Origin of the sequence: Burkholderia sp. AU28863, from assembly GCF_002223195.1 — a bacterium.
Taxonomy (GTDB): Bacteria; Pseudomonadota; Gammaproteobacteria; order Burkholderiales; family Burkholderiaceae; genus Burkholderia; species Burkholderia sola.
The window spans coordinates 175341-194832 of sequence record NZ_NKFE01000005.1 but is presented as its reverse complement, the minus strand read 5'-3'; the positions used below and the strand labels follow the sequence as shown (position 1 = coordinate 194832).

18 protein-coding genes are annotated in these 19492 nt (G+C 67.9%); 8 read left to right on the top strand and 10 right to left on the bottom strand.

Translation table 11 applies throughout. From position 1 onward, the window contains the following. Window positions 1-99: 99 nt before the first annotated feature. Window positions 100-1398, bottom strand: coding sequence for an MFS transporter (locus CFB81_RS17400; RefSeq protein WP_069618927.1), 1299 nt, complete (start codon window positions 1396-1398; stop codon window positions 100-102). Between the two features lie 84 nt (window positions 1399-1482). Further along, window positions 1483-2256, bottom strand: a complete 774-nt coding sequence (locus CFB81_RS17395; RefSeq protein ID WP_089435984.1) for a putative hydro-lyase — start codon at window positions 2254-2256, stop codon at window positions 1483-1485. Between the two features lie 205 nt (window positions 2257-2461). Here CFB81_RS17395 and CFB81_RS17385 point away from each other — a divergent pair, with 205 nt between their 5' ends. Both CFB81_RS17385 and CFB81_RS17380 read left to right on the top strand, forming a co-directional pair. Next, on the top strand, window positions 2462-3394 hold the full coding sequence (locus CFB81_RS17385) for a LysR family transcriptional regulator (RefSeq protein WP_069618929.1): 933 nt from the start codon (window positions 2462-2464) through the stop codon (window positions 3392-3394). A gap of 151 nt (window positions 3395-3545) precedes the next feature. Beyond that, complete coding sequence (locus tag CFB81_RS17380) at window positions 3546-4436, top strand: hypothetical protein (RefSeq protein WP_089435982.1); 891 nt, start codon at window positions 3546-3548, stop codon at window positions 4434-4436. Between the two features lie 10 nt (window positions 4437-4446). On the opposite strand, the gene CFB81_RS17375 is transcribed toward CFB81_RS17380, so the two are convergent. The 6 genes from CFB81_RS17375 to CFB81_RS17350 form a co-directional block, all read right to left on the bottom strand. Beyond that, window positions 4447-4773, bottom strand: coding sequence for an antibiotic biosynthesis monooxygenase (locus CFB81_RS17375; protein ID WP_069619066.1), 327 nt, complete (start codon window positions 4771-4773; stop codon window positions 4447-4449). A 64-nt stretch (window positions 4774-4837) separates the two neighbouring features. Beyond that, the gene (locus CFB81_RS17370) at window positions 4838-5824 is read right to left on the bottom strand and encodes a YkgJ family cysteine cluster protein (RefSeq protein WP_089435981.1); all 987 of its coding nucleotides are present in this window, start codon (window positions 5822-5824) and stop codon (window positions 4838-4840) included. Then, window positions 5818-6573 (bottom strand): MetQ/NlpA family lipoprotein, encoded by a 756-nt coding sequence (locus tag CFB81_RS17365; protein WP_256976330.1) that lies wholly within the window; start codon window positions 6571-6573, stop codon window positions 5818-5820. Before CFB81_RS17365 ends, CFB81_RS17370 begins: the two co-directional genes overlap by 7 nt. Window positions 6574-6626: 53 nt before the next feature. Then, complete coding sequence (locus CFB81_RS17360) at window positions 6627-7676, bottom strand: formylglycine-generating enzyme family protein (RefSeq protein ID WP_089435979.1); 1050 nt, start codon at window positions 7674-7676, stop codon at window positions 6627-6629. Between the two features lie 15 nt (window positions 7677-7691). Beyond that, complete coding sequence (locus CFB81_RS17355; protein WP_089435978.1) at window positions 7692-9641, bottom strand: arylsulfatase; 1950 nt, start codon at window positions 9639-9641, stop codon at window positions 7692-7694. A 137-nt stretch (window positions 9642-9778) separates the two neighbouring features. Beyond that, window positions 9779-10708 (bottom strand): LysR family transcriptional regulator, encoded by a 930-nt coding sequence (locus tag CFB81_RS17350; protein ID WP_089435977.1) that lies wholly within the window; start codon window positions 10706-10708, stop codon window positions 9779-9781. A gap of 127 nt (window positions 10709-10835) precedes the next feature. Between CFB81_RS17350 and CFB81_RS17345 the strand changes: the two genes are divergently transcribed. From CFB81_RS17345 to CFB81_RS17320, 6 genes are all read left to right on the top strand, one after another. After that, window positions 10836-11855, top strand: coding sequence for an NAD(P)-dependent alcohol dehydrogenase (locus CFB81_RS17345; RefSeq protein ID WP_089435976.1), 1020 nt, complete (start codon window positions 10836-10838; stop codon window positions 11853-11855). Window positions 11856-12048: 193 nt separating this feature from the next. Then, a complete protein-coding gene (locus CFB81_RS17340; protein WP_011694564.1) occupies window positions 12049-12339 on the top strand; it encodes a co-chaperone GroES in 291 nt (96 codons plus the stop codon). Window positions 12340-12351: 12 nt separating this feature from the next. Continuing rightward, a complete protein-coding gene (gene groL, locus CFB81_RS17335) occupies window positions 12352-13992 on the top strand; it encodes a chaperonin GroEL (protein ID WP_069618936.1) in 1641 nt (546 codons plus the stop codon). 567 nt (window positions 13993-14559) lie between these two features. After that, on the top strand, window positions 14560-14820 hold the full coding sequence (locus CFB81_RS17330) for a hypothetical protein (protein WP_256976226.1): 261 nt from the start codon (window positions 14560-14562) through the stop codon (window positions 14818-14820). 132 nt (window positions 14821-14952) lie between these two features. Next, window positions 14953-15474: a PTS sugar transporter subunit IIA gene (locus CFB81_RS17325; protein WP_089435974.1), complete on the top strand. Its 522-nt coding sequence runs from the start codon at window positions 14953-14955 to the stop codon at window positions 15472-15474. Between the two features lie 48 nt (window positions 15475-15522). Then, a complete protein-coding gene (locus tag CFB81_RS17320) occupies window positions 15523-16407 on the top strand; it encodes an acetylglutamate kinase (RefSeq protein WP_089435973.1) in 885 nt (294 codons plus the stop codon). Between the two features lie 80 nt (window positions 16408-16487). Here CFB81_RS17320 and CFB81_RS17315 read toward each other — a convergent pair whose 3' ends face one another. Then, window positions 16488-18497, bottom strand: a complete 2010-nt coding sequence (locus CFB81_RS17315; RefSeq protein WP_089435972.1) for a family 2A encapsulin nanocompartment cargo protein cysteine desulfurase — start codon at window positions 18495-18497, stop codon at window positions 16488-16490. Then, window positions 18472-19404, bottom strand: a complete 933-nt coding sequence (locus CFB81_RS17310) for a family 2A encapsulin nanocompartment shell protein (protein ID WP_006479760.1) — start codon at window positions 19402-19404, stop codon at window positions 18472-18474. The genes CFB81_RS17315 and CFB81_RS17310 overlap by 26 nt, the downstream gene beginning before the upstream one ends. Between the last annotated feature and the right edge of the window lie 88 nt (window positions 19405-19492).

Below are 19492 nucleotides of genomic sequence, written 5' to 3'. Positions count from 1 at the left end.
GGACGAGCGCCGCCGCACGGCGCGCGTCGCGCGCCGTGTCACGGTGTCGAGGAAAGGGGAGGAAAAACGCGGGGCGGGCCGCCCCGCCGCTGCCGTCGGTCAGGCGGCGTCGAGTTCGCGGCCGCGGGTCTCGGGCAGCGTCAGCGCGGCGACGATCACCACGCCGTACGCGGCGACCGCGAAGATGCCGATGCTCGTGCCGAGCCCGTACTGCTTGGACAGCGCGCCGATCAGGAACGGGAACAGCGCACCGATCGCGCGGCCCACGTTGTAGCAGAAGCCCTGACCGGAGCCGCGCACGCGGGTCGGGAACAGCTCGGTGAGGAACGCGCCCATCCCCGAGAAGATGCCCGATGCGAAGAAGCCGAGCGGGAAGCCGAGCCACAGCATCGATGCGTTGGTCAGGTTCAGCGACGTGTACGCGAACGCGATCACCATCGAGCCGACCGCGAACAGGATGAAGTTCGGCTTGCGGCCGAGGCGGTCAGTCAGGTACGCGCTCGTCAGGTAGCCGACCCACGAGCCGAAGATGATCATCGCGAGATAGCCGCCGGTGCCCATCACCGTCAGGTGCCGTTCGGTCTTCAGGAAGGTCGGCAGCCACGTCGTGATCGCGTAGTAGCCGCCCTGCGCGCCGGTCGTCAGCAACGCCGCGCGCAGCGTCGTCGTGATCAGCTTCGGCGCGAAGATCTCGGTGAGGCGCGGCGCGTCGGCCACTTTCGCCTGCGCGGCCTTCTCCTTCTCGTAGACGTCCGGCTCCTTCACGTAGCGGCGGATCGCGACGACCAGCAGCGCGGGCGCGAGCCCGACGAGGAACAGCGCGCGCCACGCCTGCTCGGCCGGCAGCACCGAGAACAGCAGCGCATACAGGAGCGCGCACAGCCCCCAGCCGATCGCCCAGCCCGACTGCACGAGGCCGACCGCCCTGCCGCGATCGCGCGCGCGGATCACTTCGCCGATCAGCACCGCGCCGGCCGTCCATTCGCCGCCGAAGCCGAAGCCCATCAGCGCACGCGCCGCGACGAGCTGATGGTAGTTCTGCGCGAGCCCGCACAGCGCGGTGAACACCGCGAACCACAGCACCGTGAGCTGCAGCGTGCGCACGCGGCCGATGCGGTCGGACAGGATGCCGGCGATCCAGCCCCCGAGCGCCGACGCGAGCAGCGTGATCGTGCCGATGAATCCCGCGTCGGCAAGCGTGATGCCCCAGGTCGCGACGAGCGTCGGGATCACGAACGACAGCATCTGCGTGTCCATCCCGTCGAGCATGTAGCCGACCTTGCAGCTCCAGAATGCGCGGCGTTCGCGCGGCTGCGCATCCGCGTACCACGAGAACAGGCCGCTGCGCTCGCGGCTCGCGGGCTCGGCGGCGGGCGCCGCGAGGGTCTTGCTTTCCATGGTGGTGCTCCTGTCGTGATGCGTCGTCAAATGGCGTGTGGTGCGGTGTGTCGCAGGTGCGCCGCGTGCGCGGCGCTCGGCCGGTCAGAACACGGCCAGCGATGCGTTCGTGATGTCGGTCATCAGCATGTGGCCGGGCGTATGCGCGATCGCGATCGGCAGCTTCGCGTCCATCAGCGCGGTTTGCGGCGTCACGCCGCACGCCCAGAACACCGGCAGCTCGCCGTCGCGGATCGTCACCGCGTCGCCGAACTCGGGCGCGTCCAGATCCTCGATGCCGAGTTCCCGCGGATGGCCGATATGGATCGGCGCGCCGTGCACGCCCGGGAACCGGCTCGTGATCTGCACCGCGCGGATCGCGTCGGCGCCGCGCAGGGGCCGCATCGACACGACCAGCTGGCCGCCGAAAATCCCCGCGCGGCGGTTCGCGATCGACGTGCGGTACATCGGCACGTTGCGCCCCTCCTCGACGTGGCGCAACCCGATCCCTTCGCGGGCAAGCATGTCCTCGAACGAGAACGAGCAGCCGATCGCAAATACGACGAAATCGTCGCGCCACAGCGCTTCGAGCGATTCGACGCGCTCGGTCAGGCGGCCGTCCCTATATACGTTGTAGCTCGGCACGTCGGTGCGGATGTCGAGATCCTCGCCGAGCGCGGCGATCCGGAACGCGCCCGGTTCGCCGACGCCCAGCAGCGGGCAGGCCTTCGGGTTCGCCTGGCAGAAGCGCAGGAAATCGTGCGCGTACGCGTCGGGCAGAATCGCGAGGTTCGCCTGGGCAAACGGGCCGCAATGGCCGGCGGTCGGGCCGCGGAACGCGCCGCGGCGCACGGACTGGCGAAATTCGGAAGGCGTCATGATGGTCGGTCGCAGATCGGGATGGCGGGGCGATAACGGTGGTGGGTCATCGGATATGGCGAAGAATAGAAAGGAAAAAATTTTGTCGCCAACGAGTTTTTTTGCGCCCGTTGTATAGAATTTCTTAACGACTCTGCGGGTTTTCCCCGGTCCCGTTCGCTTTTCGTCGCCGGCAAGCTGCGCATCCATTGCTCGCCCGACCGCCATGAACACGCGTTTTCTCGAAACCTTCGTCACGCTCGCGAAGCTGCGCAACTTCCGCACAACGGCGGCTGCGCTGCACGCGACGCCGGCCGCGATCTCGCAGCGCGTGAAGGCGCTCGAGGACGAACTGCACACTATCCTCGTCGATCGCGACAGCCGCGCGTTCCGGCTCACGCCGAACGGCGAATACCTGCTCGGCTATGCGAAAGCCGTCGTCGAGGCGACGCAGGAACTGCAGGCCGCCGCGTCCGGCGAGCGCGCGCTGCGCGGCAAGCTGCGGCTCGGCGTGATCGAGACGGTCGTGCACAGCTGGCTGCCGCACTATATGCGGCGGCTCGCGGCCGACTATCCGCAACTGGAAATCGACCTGACCGTCGACGTCAGCGTCGTGCTGCAGCGCCGGCTGATGGCCGGCGAGCTCGATCTGATCATCCGGGTCGAGGGCAGCGACGAGGCGTCGGTCGTGTGCGACGCGCTCGCGAACTACCCGGTGCGCTGGATCGCGCGCGCCGGACTGCTGCCGAACACGCGCACCGGCCTCGCGCGGCAGGTACTGCGCCAGCCGATCCTCACCTACGGGCGCGGCACCGCGCCCCATCGCGCGCTGGAAGACATCGTCCGCACGCTCGCGCACGCACACGGCGTGCCGCTATCGGAGACGCGCATCACCGGGTCGCCATCGATCTCGGTGATCGTGCAACTGGTGCGCGACGGCTTCGGCGTCGCCGCGATTCCGGTGCTGTTCGTCGATGCGCTGATCGAGAGCGGCGAAGTCGTCGAGTTGCCGCTGCAGCCGTCGCCGCCGTCGATCGTCGTGTCGATGTCGCGACGGGCGGACGCGCCGCGGTTCGTGCACGGTGCGTCGATCGCCGCGCGGGCGGCGTGTCATGAGTATTGCGAAAAAAGCACGCGGTTGCTGGTCGAAGCGCTTTGACTTTTCAGCGGCGAGCGACACACGTTCGACATTGCCGCGCGAATCGCCCACAATCGCGTTCGGCGCGTCGCCATATCGGCGCCGCGCATCGCGAATGACGGGCCGGCCGGCATTCGTCGCTTCGCATGATCGTGCACCACGAGAAGGCAACATGCAGATTCGCTCCGCTTCGTCCCGCCTGAACCTCGCGCGCGTCGTGATCGTCGCGCTGTATGTCGCGTCGCTGCTGCTGCCCGTCGCGGCCGAACCGCCGAATGCGGTCGGCGCGGTAACCTGGTGGCGCGGCTACACGGTGCTCGCGCTTGGCGAACTCGCGATCCTCGACCTGCAATTCGCCTGGCTCGGCAATCCGTTGCTCGTCGTCGCGCTGCTCAGGCCGAGCCGTACCGTGTCGGCGCTGCTGGCCGTGGTCGTGGTCTTTGCGCTCGGCTGGCATACGATTCCGACCGACGCGAACTACGAAACGATCCGCACGTTCGGCGCCGGGTACTACCTGTGGATCGCGGCGATGGTGGGCGCCGCCGCGTTACCTTGGATCGACGGGCGCGAGCGGCAGGTGGGCGTGACACCGAGCCGTGCCGCCGGCGCCGTGGACGGGGTCGTACCGAACGGCGCCGTCACCGCCACCGGCGGCCCGGCCCGGCCGAATGCCGCGCCGGCATCGACGCGTCCGCCTGCCCGGCAGAGCGGCTGGACCGTGACGGCAACCGATACGCGCATCGAGTCGACCGATCAGACCGGGACGACACGCGGCATCACGCTGTCCGAGCTCGGCGCGATCCTGATCGAAACCAACGACCAGGGGCCGTTCGTGTCGGATGTCTGGTGGGTCCTGTTCGATACGAACAAGCAGTTCGCGTGTGCCTTTCCGCAGGATGCCGAAGGTGCGAAGGCGGCGGTCGACCGGCTGCTCGACCTGCCCGGCATCGACCACCGCAAGGTCATCGACGCGCAGACGTCGATCCAGAACGCGACGTTCCCGATCTGGGAGCGTGCGGCGCGCGAACCGGCCACGCCGGGAGAAACCGGCGCGACCGCCTGACCGGCGACCGTTACGCGGATGACCCCGCATGCGGCGGCGTCAGCTTGCCGTCGCCATACTCGCGCAGCACCTGCGAAATCACGACGCGATACCCGTCCAGCCAGCGCGCCTGCTTCGCCTTGGCCTCGAGATGCGCGGGATGCTGCATCAACTGCCGCAGCGCCGCCTCGGATTCCCAGTAGTAGACGTTCTGGACCAAGCCGGCTTCCGCGTTCTCCCACGTTTCCTCGCCGAGATAGCCGGGCGTCGCGCGCGCCATGTCGGCGATCTGCCGGTCGAGCCGGTGGAATTCGTCGTCGTACTGCCCGGCACGAAAAATGAAGGTCGACGCGTACATGCCGCTCACTCTGCCACGATTGAAAGAGCGCCAAGTGTAAGGCACGCGCGGCGTGCCGCGATCGTCACGCGGCGAGCGAAGCGGCGCCGACGCGATCGTCGAGCCACGCGTCGATGCGCGGCGCATCGTCACGCGTGGCGGCGGTGGGTGACGGCATGGCCGCGAGCGCTTGTCGCGCCCGTTCCAGCGCCTGCGCGAAGCCGCGCAATTCGTGCGTCGCCGGCCGGTCGTCGGGCCGTCGGCGCGCGAGCGCCGCTTCGACGTTCGCGCCGATCAAGGCCAACTGCGCGTCGATGAAGTCGATGCACAGCGCGCGGCAATGCGCGGATACCTGAGCGACGACGAGCAGGACCGGCACGATCGACACGGTCAGGTAGCCGCCGGGCGCCAGCCGCGACAGCGCATGGCGCACGCCCTGCCCGCCGTCGGTCAGCGACGCGAACACGGCGTCGCGCCACACCGCGCGCTCGAACACGAGCGCATCGCGATGCGCGTCGAGCGCCGCACGATCCGCGACCTGTCCGGCCGTCACCAGCGGAATCGGGAACGACGATTCGTTCGCGGGCTGCACACTTCCGGCCTCGACGATGCAGTTCGCGCCCAGCCAGGCCGCATCGTCGCGCCGTGCCGCAAGCACATGGCCCTGCAACCGGTCGGGCAGCATCGGATCGAGCGGCACCGCGCGGCAGATCGACGGCTTGTTCGCGTGCACGCCGCAGCGGCCGTCGTCGGCGAGTGCCGCGCAACGCCCCAGCGACGGATAGTCGTAGCCTTGCAGCGTCAGTGCGAGCCATTCGGGATACGCGCCGCCGCCGCGATGGAGCAGCCGGTCCGCCAGCGCATCGGCGGCCGCGACGTCGTCCGCCTCGAGCGTGTGCTCGCCCCCGCCTGCCTGCCAGCGTTCGCCGATCCGCCGCTTCGGTACGCGACGAATCGTCAACGCGCCGACGAAGCGGTGCCGATGCCGGAACAGCTCGCGCAACGACAGCGCCGGCGCGCTGTTGCAGCAGCGGCCGCACGCGTTGCACGCGAGCAGGTAGGTGTCTACCACGGCCGCCGTACCGAATCCTGGTAGCGCGTGAGGATGAAGCGCGCGACGTCGTCCGAGTGATACGCGGCGACGAGCTGCGCGACCCACGGCTTCGCGCGATCGGCGTCTCGCACCGTGAGCACGTTCGCATACGGCGAGCGGGCGTCCTCGAGGCTGATGCTGTCGCGCGCGGGCTGCAGCCCGGCGCGGGCCGCGTCGTCGCTGTCGATCGCGACGAACGCGGCCGTATCGAGCGCCGCATAAAGGCGGTCGCCGCGCAGCGCGACGAATTTCAGCGCGAGCCGGTTGCTCGTCACGTCGCGCAGCGTCGCATGCAGCCCGGCTTTTTCGCGCAGCGTCACCAGCGTGTCGTTCTGCAGCAGCACGAGCGCACGCGCCATCCCGCGTGGATCGGCGGGCAGCGCGACCGTCGCGCCGGGTTGCAGTTCATTCAGGTTCTTCAGCTTGCGCGAATAGAACGCCATCGGCAGCGTGACGGTCGGCGCGACGGCGGTGAGCGCATAACCTTTCGCCTCACGCGTGGCGCTCAGGCGCTGCGCATCCTCGAAGCTGGCCGCGTCGATCCGCCCGTCGGCCAACGCCGTGTCGATGCGCGACGCATCGTCGAATTCGACGACGTCGACACCGAGCCCGCGCGCGGCGGCCACCCGCTTCACTTCGTCGAGGATCTGCGCATGCACGCCGCGCGTGACGCCGACGCGCACGGCCGGCGCCGACGCTTCGGCAGCCATCGTCGATCCCTGAGGCATCAGCACGCAGGCAGCCAGCAGCCACGCCGAAACGAATCGCCCGATATCCGTCGTCACGACGCATCCCTCAAGATCGTGCGAAACCCGATATGCGATGCGCCGAGATCCGCTTCCTGTTGTTCGCGCGACGATGCGCGATAGCGCACGCAGTAATCGCGCGAACACAGGAACGAGCCGCCCTTGATGACCATCGGCGTATCGTGCCGGTGCGTCGGCGGTGCGACGGCCGCCGTGTCGCCGTTCGTATGCGACTGATGCGGGCCCGTGTACGCATCCTTCGTCCATTCCCATGCGTTGCCGATCATGTCGTAAAGACGAAAGCCGTTCGCCGCATAGCAGCCGACGGGTGCCAGCCCCGCGTGACCGTCCTCGGCCGAGTCGAGCACCGGAAACGCGCCCTGCCAGTAGTTCGCGGCCGGCTTGCCGTTCGCGTCGCGCGGCGCCGCATCGAGCGAGGCGTCGTCGCGGCCGGCCTTGCCCGCGTATTCCCATTCGGCCTCGGTCGGCAGGTCGCGGCCGAGCCAGTGCGCATACGCGAGCGCATCGCGCTGCGTGACGAGCGTCACCGGCAGGTTGCCGAGCCCGTCCACGTCGCTGCCGGGCCCGCGCGGATGCCGCCACGACGCACCCTTCACCCACGACCACCATGCGAGGTCCCGCGTATTCATCTCGTCGCGCGTGGGCACATGGAACACCGCCGCGCCGCCCTGTTGCTCGGCCTCGGTCACGTAACCGGTGGCCTGCACGAAGGCCGCGAACTGCGCGATCGTCACGTCGGTCTGGTCGATCCAGAAGCCGCCGACGCGCGTCTTGCCGTCGCCGGCCGGACGCTCGTCCGCATAACCGCGCGTGCTGCCGAACACGAACGCGCCGCCGCGCAAGTGCACCATTCCGGCCTTCGGATCGTCGCGCCACTTCGCCGGCAGCCCCGAATAGCGCTTGCACTCCCGCTCCGAGCCGAGCGGCGCGAGCGCGCGGCCGCGATTCAGCGCGTCGAACGCGCCGCCTGCCGGCGCCGCCGGATTCGCGTAGCCCACCGCGAACGCGGCAGCGAACAGCGTGGCGGCCAGCGCAGCGCCGATCGTCCAGAAACGCAACCGCATCGTGTCGCCTCGCGATCAGTAGTAGCCGCGCGGACGCAGCGGCTCGACGCCACCGACATTGCTCATGTAGCTCTTCCACTGATCGACCAGCGTGCCGATCACCGACGGGTTCTGCGCCGACACGTCGGTCGTCTCGCCACGGTCCGCCGCGAGGTCGTAAAGCTGCCAGTGACCGTCGAGCGGGCCGAGCGGCGGCTCGGTCCACAATGCCTTCCAGCGACCGTCGGCGCTGCGCAGATACGCGCGGCCGTATGCTTCGTCGCCGAACGGCGTCGTATGCACTTCGCCCGTCGTCGAACCGGTGAGCACCGGCAGCAGCGACTGGCCCGTCACCGGATATACGTAGCGGTTGTTGTAAATGACCTTGCCCTTGTTCTGGTCGACGCCCGTCAGCGTGTTCACGAGCGGCGGCGCCGGTTGCGACGGCGGCGTGACGCCCGCGACCGCGAGGAACGTCGCCGTGTTGTCGGTCACGTGCGTGAATGCGCGCAGCGTCGGCAACGGTTGCGACTGGCCCGGCAGGTGCACGATCGTCGGCGTCGACACGCCGCCTTCGCCCGAATAGCCCTTCGTGAGCCGGAACGGCGCCGCGCTGACTTCGGCCCAGCGCAGCCCGTACTGCAGGCGCTGCGCGTTCTGCTTGCCGTTGTCGGTGCCGAGCGCCGAATAGGTGGGCTCCTGCGCGTTCGCGGTGTCGGTTGCGGTCGGGTCCGCGCCGGAATCGATTGGCCAGCCTTCCGCGCCGTTGTCCGACTGGAACATGATGAACGTATTGTCGTATTCGCCGATGTCCTTCAGATGCTGGATCAGGAGTCCGATGTTGTAGTCGAGGTTCTCGACCATCCCCGCGTAGATCTCCATGTAGCGCGCCTGGGCCTTGCGTTCGGCCGGCGACAGGCTCGACCACAGCTTGTCGACCTTGCCGGTGCCGTAGTCGCTGTAGCCGTCCGCGGCCGAATGCACCGCGCTGATGTACTTCGCGTTCGCGGTGCCGTTGTTCGCGGTCGCGGGCGATGCCGCCGTCGTCTCCGGCAGCCCGTCGAACGGCTTGAAATCGGCGGGAATCAGGCCGAGCGCCTTCTGTCGTGCGATCCGCGCGTTGCGGATCGCGTCGTAGCCGGCGTCGTACACGCCCGCGTACTTGTGCAGCCACGGATCGGGCACCTGCAGCGGCCAGTGCGGCGACGTGTAGGCCGCGTACGCGAAGAACGGCTTGCCGTCCTGCTTGTTCGCATCGATGTACGAGATCAGCTTCTGCGTATAGAAATCGGTCGAATAGAACACGGCCGGGCTGCCGCCCGTACCGCCCGGTTGCCCGGGCTGGCCCGGCTGCACATAGCGGCCGTCTTCCGTGTAGTTCGACGAGCCGGCAGGCTCGTGCGCGAAGTGATTCGTCGCCGCGCCGCCGAGCAGCACGTAGCTGCGCTCGAAGCCCCACTGGTCGGGTGTCTGCCCGCTGCCCGTCGCACTGCCGACGATCCCCGAGCCGATGTGCCACTTGCCCGCGATATACGTGTGATAGCCGGCGTCCTTCAGCAGTTGCGCGAACGACAGCGCGCGATCGTTCAGATAGCCCTCGTAGCCGGGCAGCCCGCGCCGCTCGTCGGTCGGCACGCCCATCGTGCCTTCGCCGACGAGATGGTGATCGGTGCCCGACACCAGCATCGCGCGCGTGATCGCGCAGACGGTGCCCGTGTGGTGGTTCGACAGGATGCGGCCCGACGCGACGAGCGCGTCGAGGTTCGGCGTGTTGATTTCGCCGCCGAACGCATGGATGTCGGAATAGCCGAGATCGTCGGCCATGATGTACAGGATGTTCGGGCGCTTGGCCGGGGGCGTCGCGCTGGCCTGCGGCGGCGGAGCGCTGTCGACGCCACCGCACGACGCGAGCGACACCGCGCCGGCAATCGCGGCGCAAACGACACGGAAACGAAAAGCATGCAACGGCGACGCGGACTTTTTCATTCTGGTTGACGCTCGATCTACGGGAGCGGCGATCTTAGCGTCGCTCGCGCAGCGCCCAAAGTCGGATTCGTCACATGCTAACGGGGTGGGGGAATATTGCGGTGCGCGTCGTCCGCCACGCGCCGCGCCGACATGTGTCAGCGGCGCTCGCCGTTCGCGTCGTCCGACGCCAGCATCTGCGGAATCTCGTCGACCAGCGCATCGACGACCACCCGCACCTTCGACGGCACGTGACGCGCCGCCGGCCGCACCACGAACACCTCGGCGCCCGACACGCTGTTGCTGTCCATCACGAGCGCGAGGCGGCCGTCGCGCTCGTACGGCGCCATCAGCCAGCACGGCAGCCACGCAAGACCCGCGCCGGCCGCAGCCGCATCGGCGATCGCCTGCAGGTCGTCCAACCGCAGCCGGCCGGCCGCGCGATGGTCGTGCACCGCGCCGTCCGCGCCGATGATCCGCCACGGCGTCGGCTGTCCGCCGCGCGAATACGCGATGCCGACGTGCGACGCGAGTTCGTCGAGCCCCGACGGCCGGCCGTGACGCGCGAGATACGCGGGCGATGCGCAGATGCCCATCCGCTGCACGCCGAGCTTCCGGCCGACCAGCGCGCTCGTATCGGCCAGCTCGCCAATGCGCACCGCCAGGTCGAAACCGTCGTTGACGAGATCGGCCACGCGGTCGCTGAACGACATGTCGATTTCGAGCCGCGGATGGCGCTCGACGAGGCGCCGCATGACGGGCGCCACGCACTGCCGTCCGAACAGCACGGGCACGCTGATGCGCACGCGCCCGGCCGGCTCGCGGCGGCCCGCGTCGAGCGCGGCCTCCGTCTCGCCCAGTTCGGCGAGCAGCCGCCGGCATTGCTCGTAATAGACGAGCCCTTCGTCGGTCAGGCCGAGCTGGCGCGTCGTGCGCTGCAACAGCCGCGCACCGAGACGCAGTTCGAGCCGCGCGACGATCTTCGCGACGGCCGAGCGCGTCATGCCGAGGCGCAGCGCCGCCGCCGCGAAGCTGCCCGATTCCACCACGTCGACAAATTCGGCGACGCCCCTCAGCCGTTCATCCATGCCGCTCCGCTCCCGTGCGATGCCAGGGTTGTTTCCATGCCGGCGACAATCGTTGGCCGAATTCTCGCCAATGCGTCCACCCGCGCAACACTATGATAGTCCCGACTATCTCGAAAAAGGAGTCGACATGCATGCATGGCAAATCAAACCGGGCGACGGCATTGCCGGGCTCCGGCGCATCGACGCGACGCTGCGGCCGGTCGGGCCGACCGATGTCGTCGTCAAGATCCATTCGGCCGCGCTGAACTATCGCGATCTGATGTTCGCGCGCGGCGACTATCTCGGTATCGGCACCGACGCGCTGATCCCGGTCGCCGATGGCGCCGGCGAAGTGGTCGAGACCGGCCGCGACGTCACGCGCTTCAAGCCGGGCGACCGCGTGATCAACACCTACTTCCCGCGCTGGATCGACGGGCCGCCGACGCCGCACAAAGTGTCGGGTTCGCCCGGCGCACAATTCGATGGCGTGCTGGCCGAACGCTTCGTCGCCGACGAAACCGCGCTGGTCGCGATTCCCGCGCATCTCGACTACGACGAAGCGGCGACGCTGTCGTGCGCGGGCGTCACCGCGTGGAACGCGCTGTTCGTCGGCGGCGGATTGAAGCCCGGCGCGACCGTCGTGCTGCTCGGCACGGGCGGCGTATCGATCATCGCGCTCCAGCTCGCGCAGGCGACGGGGTTGCGCACGATCGTCACGTCGTCGAGCGACGCGAAGCTCGAACGCGCCCGTGCACTCGGTGCGGACGCAACGATCAACTATCGGACGACGCCCGAATGGCAACATGAAGTATTGCGGCTCACCGGCGGCGCGGGCGCGGATCTCGTCGTCGAAGTCGGCGGCCGCGATACGCTGCCGCGCTCGATCGCCGCGACGAAGCTCGGCGGCATCGTGTCGATCATCGGAGGCCTCAGCAGCTTCGGCGGGCCGGTACTCGATCTGCTGCCGCTGATCGGCGGCGTCAAGCAACTGCACGGCTTCATGGTCGGCAGCCGCGCGATGCTCGACGACGTCGTGCGGCTCGTCGACGCGAAGCGGATCGAGCCGGTGGTCGATCGCGTGTTCGGCTTCGACGAAGCGCCGCAAGCGTATGCGTACCTGCAATCGGGGCAGCACTTCGGCAAGGTGGTGATTCGCGTCGCGTCGTAACGCCTGAGGGCGGCACACGCCGCCCTCTCCCGCATCCTCCCTCTCCGTTCCCCGTCTTCCCGTCCAAAGCGCATTCGCGCAAATGCTTTTCCGAATCCGTTATTGGATCGCGCCGCCCTGCATTTTTATACTCGTCAGCACTCTCTGTTAAAGAGTGCCAGCCAATTTCGACAGAACAGCACAGGACGAAAAAATGAGCCTACGCCCCTTGCACGACCGCGTGATCGTGAAGCGACTCGACCAGGAAACCACCACCGCATCGGGCATCGTGATTCCCGACAGCGCCGCCGAAAAACCCGACCAGGGCGAAGTGATCGCCGTCGGCCCCGGCCGCAAGGACACGGACGGCCAGCGCATCGTGCCCGACCTGCAGGTCGGCGAGCGCGTGCTGTTCGGCAAGTACGCGGGGCAAGCCGTCAAGGTGGACGGCAACGAGTTTCTCGTGCTGCGCGAAGAAGACATCGTCGCGGTCGTCAATCAATAACGGAGCGCAATCATGGCAGCCAAGGAAATCATTTTCAGCGACATCGCACGGTCGAAGCTGACCGAAGGCGTGAACATTCTCGCGAACGCGGTGAAGGTCACGCTCGGACCGAAGGGCCGCAACGTCGTGCTCGAACGCAGCTTCGGCGCGCCCGTCGTCACGAAGGACGGCGTGTCGGTCGCGAAGGAAATCGAACTCGCGGACAAGCTGCAGAACATCGGCGCGCAGCTCGTGAAGGAAGTCGCGTCGCGCACCAGCGACGCGGCCGGCGACGGCACGACGACGGCGACCGTGCTCGCGCAGGCAATCGTCCGCGAAGGCCAGAAGTACGTGGCGGCCGGGCTCAATCCGCTCGACCTGAAGCGCGGCATCGACAAGGCCGTCGCGTCGGCCGTCGACGAATTGAAGAAGATCAGCAAGCCGACCACCACGAGCAAGGAAATCGCGCAGGTCGCGACGATCTCCGCGAACGGCGAGGAATCGATCGGCCAGCGCATCGCCGAAGCGATCGACCGCGTCGGCAAGGAAGGCGTGATCACCGTCGAGGACGGCAAGTCGCTCGCCGACGAGCTCGACGTCGTCGAAGGGCTGCAGTTCGATCGCGGCTACCTGTCGCCGTATTTCATCAACAATCCGGACAAGCAGATCGCCGAGATCGAAAACCCGTACATCCTGCTGCACGACAAGAAGATCTCGAACATCCGCGACCTGCTGCCGGTGCTCGAACAGGTCGCGAAGTCGGGCCGGCCGCTGCTGATCATCGCGGAAGACGTCGAAGGCGAAGCGCTCGCGACGCTCGTCGTGAACAACATCCGCGGGATCCTGAAGACGGTCGCGGTCAAGGCGCCGGGCTTCGGCGATCGCCGCAAGGCGCTGCTCGAGGACATCGCGATCCTCACCGGCGGCCAGGTCATCGCCGAGGAAACGGGCCTGACGCTCGAAAAGGCCACGCTCGCCGAACTCGGCCAGGCGAAGCGCATCGAGGTCGGCAAGGAAAACACCACGGTGATCGACGGCGCGGGCGATGCGAAGAACATCGAGGCGCGCGTGAAGCAGATCCGCGTGCAGATCGAAGAGGCGACGTCCGACTACGACCGCGAGAAGCTGCAGGAACGCGTCGCGAAGCTCGCGGGCGGCGTGGCGGTGATCAAGGTCGGCGGCGCGACCGAAATCGAGGTGAAGGAGAAGAAGGATCGCGTCGACGACGCGCTGCACGCCACGCGCGCGGCCGTCGAGGAAGGCATCGTGCCGGGCGGCGGCGTCGCGCTGATCCGCGTGCGGCAGGCGATCCGCGAACTGAAGGGCGCGAACGCCGACCAGGACGCCGGCATCAAGATCGTGCTGCGCGCGCTGGAAGAACCGCTGCGCCAGATCGTCACGAATGCGGGCGAGGAAGCGAGCGTCGTCGTCGCGAAGGTCGCGGAAGGCACGGGCAACTTCGGTTACAACGCGCAGACGGGCGAGTACGGCGACCTCGTCGAATCGGGCGTGCTCGATCCGACCAAGGTTACACGCACCGCGCTGCAGAATGCGGCGTCGGTGGCCGGGCTGCTGCTGACGACCGATGCGACCGTGTTCGAAGCGCCGAAGGATGCGGCGCCGGCCGCCGCGCCGGGCGGCCCCGGCGCGGGCGGGCCGGGGTTCGATTTCTGACGATGCGACAACGTGCGCGCCGGTTTGTCGGCGTGCGCGCGGTTGGGCAGGGTCCTGCAACGCGTGGCGACGAAAGTCGTCACGCGTTTTTCTTTAAGACCGACCGTGTACGGAGCCGTTGGCGCACACCAAACGTTCTGATGCGCGCCCTGCCGCACGAGCGCGCATCTCTGGCAGTGCAGCACCGCGCGACTCACATGCCTTTACGACCTTTTTACTTGCACCTGCGCACCCGTTCACTAGAATGGGTTCGCCATCCACGACCGAGCACGCGCCATGCGCATCCGAAGTTCTCGTCCTCCGAGTTGCTTTTTCGCCTGACAGGCCGGACGCTTGCGTCTCCTTCCCGAGCCACCGTCCTGCCGCAGACGGACGATGGGCGCCGTAGTCCTTTCCGCGCACGCTTGAACGCGATGTCGATACGGTCGTCACGCATCGCAATGCGTGCGTTCGAGCACGGGCATGCGACGCAAGCCGCGTGACGACGCGTGATCGATCCGCCGATTCTAGTCAGTTGCCTTGCATCACCGATTTCATTCACGGGACCTTCCGCTTCCGCAACATCGCGTGCCCCGTCTCGATCGTCTTTCATACAGGAGCCGTGAAATGATGCTGGGTTTGACGTTCTGGAAACACGTGATCGGCAGGCGGACCGAAACCCTCCACGAGGCGCGAACGACGGCGCACGACCGCCGTCGCCGGGTGTCGAGAACGCTCGTACTGGCGAGCGCCGCGGTCGCGTTCGCGGCAATCGCGTTCGGTGCGCCGGTCGTCGGCATTTCGGTGTTTCTGCTGACAACGCTGCCGTTCGCGCTGTCGGGCACTTGAGGCCATCCGCATCGGGCGCGACGCCATCGCCGTTCGATACGAAATTTTAATGCCCGCCCACCGCGTATCTGACACCGTCTTTACGCGCGCTTGTCTAGGATTTCCCTGTCATCCCGACACGGAGCAATCCGCATGCAAACGCAGCAGGCCGCCGTCGGCGGCCAATCCCCCCTCCCTCACCGACGCGGCAGCACCCCGTTCGCGACCCGGCTCGCCGACGCCTGTCCACCGGACAACATCGTGCTCGATGTGCCCGTGGAAAGCGCGAGCCAGTTGTTCGACCTGGTCGCGCGCCATGTCGCGAGTTGTAGCGGCGTATCCGCTGAGCGGATCCGGGCCGAACTGAGCAAGCGCGAGCAACTTGGCTCGACCGGCCTTGGGCAAGGCGTCGCGATTCCACACGCTCGCATCGACGGGCTCCGCTCGGCCGTCGCGCTGTTCGTTCGCGCGCGGTATCCGTTCGGATTCGACGCGCCGGACCGCAAGCCCGTGCGCGAATTCATCGTGCTGGTGCTGCCGCACGCGGACGACCGCGTGCATCTCGAACTGCTCGCCGACGCCGCGCGATGGTTCAGCGAACGCGCGATCCGGCAGGCGTCGCGCGATGCGCGAACGCCCGACGAGATTCACCGGCTCATGCAACGCACTGTTTGACCCGACATCGCGCAACGACAGGCATCTCCTTCATCATTTCGGATTCCCATGTTCCCAGACCCTGATACTCCCACTCGACGCGCGGCCGGGCTGACCCGCTCGCTGCCTTTCATGCAGGCGCTGCACGGACAGACCGTCGTCGTCGTCGACGGCGGTACCGCGAGCAACGCCACCTCGCGCTCCGCCTTCGCACAGGATGTCGCGCTGCTCGCGCTCACCGGCATCCGTCCGATCGTGATCCAGAGCATCCCGACCGCGTCCGGCACGCAATCGGTCCACACCGTGCATGCGGCCATGACCGGCGTCAATCATGAACTGGTGCGCCTGATCGGCAGCCACGGCGCGCGGGCGATCGGAATCGACGGTCACGACGGCGGCTTGCTGGTTGCCGGCGCTGAACCCGACTGCGCGAGCACGAGCACGGTCGCACGATTCGACAGCGCTGCGTTGAACGCGTTTCTCGACAATGGACTGGTGCCTGTCGTGATGCCCGTCGCACCGGACGACGCGGGCCACGATCGGCTGCTGCGCCCGGAGCGGCTCGGCAGCCTGTTCGCGCAACGCACGGGCGCTGTCACGCTGGTGATGATGGTCGACAGCGCATGGCTGCGCGAACTGGGCGAGCTTGCCGGCCTGTACGGCATCACGGAGCTCGAGCAATGGCTCGCCGAGCATCCGGCCGCCGACGCGGCGCCGTGCGTGCGCGACGCGCTCGATGCGCTTGCACACGGCGTGCAGAACGTCCATCTGGCCGATATCGGGCGACCCGATTCGCTGATCGAGGAGCTGTTGACGGAAGAAGGATCGGGCGTGGTGTTCTGCCGGCGCGGCAACACCGATCTGCTGTCGGAAATCCGCCGCTACTTCGCCGATTCGGCGTGCGTGCTGCGCGACGGGTTCAGCGTCGAGAAGAAGCCGGTCGTGCGCTTCTGACCGGGCAGCATAAAAATGCTTGCGGCGGCCCGCGAAGGCCGCCGCAAGCGGACCACATCAACATCGGCGCAACGAAAGCGTCAGCGTCGCGCCGCCAGTCTCCTCACGACACTCACCAGCGCATCGACTTCATCGCACGTGTTGTAGAACGCGAGCGACGGCCGCACCGTGGCTTCGAGCCCGAAACGCCGCAGGATCGGCTGCGCGCAGTGATGCCCCGAGCGCACCGCGATGCCCTCTTCGTTCAGCGCCTGCCCGACTTCCTCGGTTTCATAGCCCTTCAGCACGAACGACAGCACGCTCGCCTTGTCGCGCGCGGTACCGACGAGCCGCACGCCCGGCACCGGCGCGAGCACGCTCGTTGCATACGCGAGCAAATCGTGCTCGTAGCGCGCGATGTTCTCGATGCCGACACGGTTCACGTAGTCGAGCGCCGCGCCGAGCCCCACCGCGTCCGCGATGTTGCCTGTGCCGGCTTCGAAGCGGTTCGGCGGCGGCTGGAACACCGTGCGCTCGAACGTCACGTCCGCGATCATGTTGCCGCCCCCCTGCCACGGCGGCATGTCCTCGAGGATCGCGCGCTTGCCGTACACGACGCCGATCCCGGTCGGCCCGTAGATCTTGTGCCCGGAGAACACGAAGAAATCCGCATCGAGCGCCTGCACGTCCACACGCATGTGCGAGATCGACTGCGCACCGTCGACGAGCGCCTTCGCGCCCGCGCGATGCGCGAGCTCGACGATCTCCTTCACCGGCACGACCGTGCCGAGCGCGTTCGACACCTGCGTGACGGACACGATCTTCGTGCGATCGTTGAGCAGCTTCCGGTATTCGTCGAGCAGCACCTGCCCCGAATCGTCGACCGGAATCACGCGCAGCTTCGCCCCCTTCTGCGCGGCAAGCTGCTGCCACGGCACGATGTTCGCGTGATGCTCGAGATGCGACACGACGATCTCGTCGCCTTCGCCGACGTTCTGCACGCCCCACGTCTTCGCGATCAGGTTGATCGCCTCGGTCGTGCCGCGCACGAACACGATCTCGTCGGGCGACGATGCGCCGATGAAGCGCTGCACCGTTTCCCGTGCATGCTCGTATGCATCCGTCGCGCGGCCGGCCAGTGCATGCGCCGCGCGGTGGATGTTCGAGTTCTCGTGTGCATAGAAGTATGCGAGGCGGTCGATCACGGCCTGCGGCTTGTGCGTCGTCGCCGCGTTGTCGAACCAGACGAGCTGCTTGCCGTTCACGCGCTCCTGCAGGATCGGGAAATCGCGGCGGATCGCGTTCACGTCGAACGGCGGATGCGCGCCGCGATACAACTGGCCTTGCGGCTCGGCTGCCTGCGCATCGTCGATGAAATAACGCGGCACATCCGCGCCCGATGCACCCGACGCACGCGATACCGGCACGTCGCGATGCACGGCGAGCAGCGCGCGCAGCGCGTCGTCGCCCGGCAGCCCGAACGCTTCCGGCGACGCCAGCCCGTTCGACGGCACGACGATGTCCTGCGGCGTCCCCTGCCAGCCTTGCAGCGAACCGTCGGTGAAGTAGTACGGCGACGCCTTGGCCGCACCTTCCGGTGCCGGCGCATTGACCTGCGGCACGCCGAGCGCCGCGCCGCCGACACGCGGTTCGAGCGCGGGCGCGATCGACACCGCGTTGTCGGGCAGCCCGTTCTGCGCGGCCGCATGCGGCGCAAGCGCGGGGGCGCGGTTGCCGAGCGACAGCACGTGCGTCGGCGCGGACGGCGCGAGGTTCGCGCCCGGTACCTTGCCTTGCGGCAACGCAAGACCCGGCACACCGGTGCCCGCCCCGCCCGGGCCCGCGAGCGGCGAACCGCCCGGCACCGGGTTGCTCACCGACGCGAGGATCGGCGCCGCGGCCGGCAAGGCCGACGGCACGCCGCCGACCGCGCCGCTACCCGCCGACAGCCCGGGCGCGGTGGCCTGCCCGGGCGGCGTCGCGAAGAACTCGGACGCGAGCCGCGCGAGCGTCGCCGGGTCGGGCAAGCCGGCCGGCAGCGGCGCGTGCGGCAGCGCGTGCGCGTCGCCGCCGGCCAGGCCGGGATTAACGGTAGGTGTCGGGATAGTCATGGAACTTGGCGATTTCGACGTCATCGAGGACAGCCAGCGCATCCGGCGAATGGACCGCGAGCGAGCAATACAGCGAGATCAGGTACGACGCGATCGCCTGGTTGTTGATCCCCATGAAGCGCACCGACAGGCCCGGCCCCTGCTCGCCCGCGACGCCCGGCTGGTACAGGCCGACGACGCCCTGGCGCTTGTCGCCGACGCGCAGCAGCAGGATCTTGGTCTTGCCGTCCGCGACCGGCACCTTGTCCGACGGAATCAGCGGAATGCCGCGCCACGTGAGGAACTGCGAGCCGAACAGGCTGACCGTCGGCGGCGGCACGCCGCGCCGCGTGCATTCGCGGCCGAACGCGGCGATCGCGAGCGGGTGCGTGAGGAAGAATGCCGGCTCCTTCCACACCTTCGTCAGCAGCTCGTCGAGATCGTCCGGCGTCGGCGCGCCCGTCAGCGGGAAGATCCGCTGTTCGTCGGTCACGTTCGCGAGCAGCCCGTAATCGGGGTTATTGATCAGCTGGCTTTCCTGCAGCTCCTTGATCGTCTCGATCGTCAGGCGCAGCTGTTCCTTGATCTGGTCATGAGGACTACTGTAAAGATCGGAGATCCGCGTATGCACGTCGAGCACCGTGCTCACCGCATTCAGGAAGTACTCGCGCGGCTGTTCCTCGTACGGTACGAAGGTCTGCGGCAGCACGCTTTCGTCCTCGAGCTGCGTGCACGCGGCGCGCACCGCCTCCGGGTTCTTCACCTGGTTCAAGCGGTAGATGCCAGCCTCGACCGGCACCCATTGCAGCAGATGGGTCAGCCAGCGCGGCGTGATCGTGGAAAGCTGCGGGACGGTCTTGGTAGCGTTCGCTAGTTGGCGGGCGGCGTGATCGCTCAGCGCGGCCGTGCCGCTTGCAACGGTCGACATGTGTGGCTCCGGGTTCTTAAGATGAAAAACGGGATTGCTTATGACGCTGGGTGATTATCGGGAGCACGCCCTTGCCGGCTCAACATGC

Bases quoted from the DNA above. Each gene is read 5' to 3' on its own strand.
- CFB81_RS17400 (WP_069618927.1), bottom strand. From the start codon at position 1,398: ATGGAAAGCAAGACCCTCGCGGCGCCCGCCGCCGAGCCCGCGAGCCGC.
- CFB81_RS17395 (WP_089435984.1), bottom strand. From the start codon at position 2,256: ATGACGCCTTCCGAATTTCGCCAGTCCGTGCGCCGCGGCGCGTTCCGC.
- CFB81_RS17385 (WP_069618929.1), top strand. From the start codon at position 2,462: ATGAACACGCGTTTTCTCGAAACCTTCGTCACGCTCGCGAAGCTGCGC.
- CFB81_RS17380 (WP_089435982.1), top strand. From the start codon at position 3,546: ATGCAGATTCGCTCCGCTTCGTCCCGCCTGAACCTCGCGCGCGTCGTG.
- CFB81_RS17375 (WP_069619066.1), bottom strand. From the start codon at position 4,773: ATGTACGCGTCGACCTTCATTTTTCGTGCCGGGCAGTACGACGACGAA.
- CFB81_RS17365 (WP_256976330.1), bottom strand. From the start codon at position 6,573: ATGCCTCAGGGATCGACGATGGCTGCCGAAGCGTCGGCGCCGGCCGTG.
- CFB81_RS17360 (WP_089435979.1), bottom strand. From the start codon at position 7,676: ATGCGGTTGCGTTTCTGGACGATCGGCGCTGCGCTGGCCGCCACGCTG.
- CFB81_RS17355 (WP_089435978.1), bottom strand. From the start codon at position 9,641: ATGAAAAAGTCCGCGTCGCCGTTGCATGCTTTTCGTTTCCGTGTCGTT.
- CFB81_RS17350 (WP_089435977.1), bottom strand. From the start codon at position 10,708: ATGGATGAACGGCTGAGGGGCGTCGCCGAATTTGTCGACGTGGTGGAA.
- CFB81_RS17345 (WP_089435976.1), top strand. From the start codon at position 10,836: ATGCATGCATGGCAAATCAAACCGGGCGACGGCATTGCCGGGCTCCGG.
- CFB81_RS17340 (WP_011694564.1), top strand. From the start codon at position 12,049: ATGAGCCTACGCCCCTTGCACGACCGCGTGATCGTGAAGCGACTCGAC.
- groL (WP_069618936.1), top strand. From the start codon at position 12,352: ATGGCAGCCAAGGAAATCATTTTCAGCGACATCGCACGGTCGAAGCTG.
- CFB81_RS17325 (WP_089435974.1), top strand. From the start codon at position 14,953: ATGCAAACGCAGCAGGCCGCCGTCGGCGGCCAATCCCCCCTCCCTCAC.
- CFB81_RS17320 (WP_089435973.1), top strand. From the start codon at position 15,523: ATGTTCCCAGACCCTGATACTCCCACTCGACGCGCGGCCGGGCTGACC.
- CFB81_RS17315 (WP_089435972.1), bottom strand. From the start codon at position 18,497: ATGACTATCCCGACACCTACCGTTAATCCCGGCCTGGCCGGCGGCGAC.
- CFB81_RS17310 (WP_006479760.1), bottom strand. From the start codon at position 19,404: ATGTCGACCGTTGCAAGCGGCACGGCCGCGCTGAGCGATCACGCCGCC.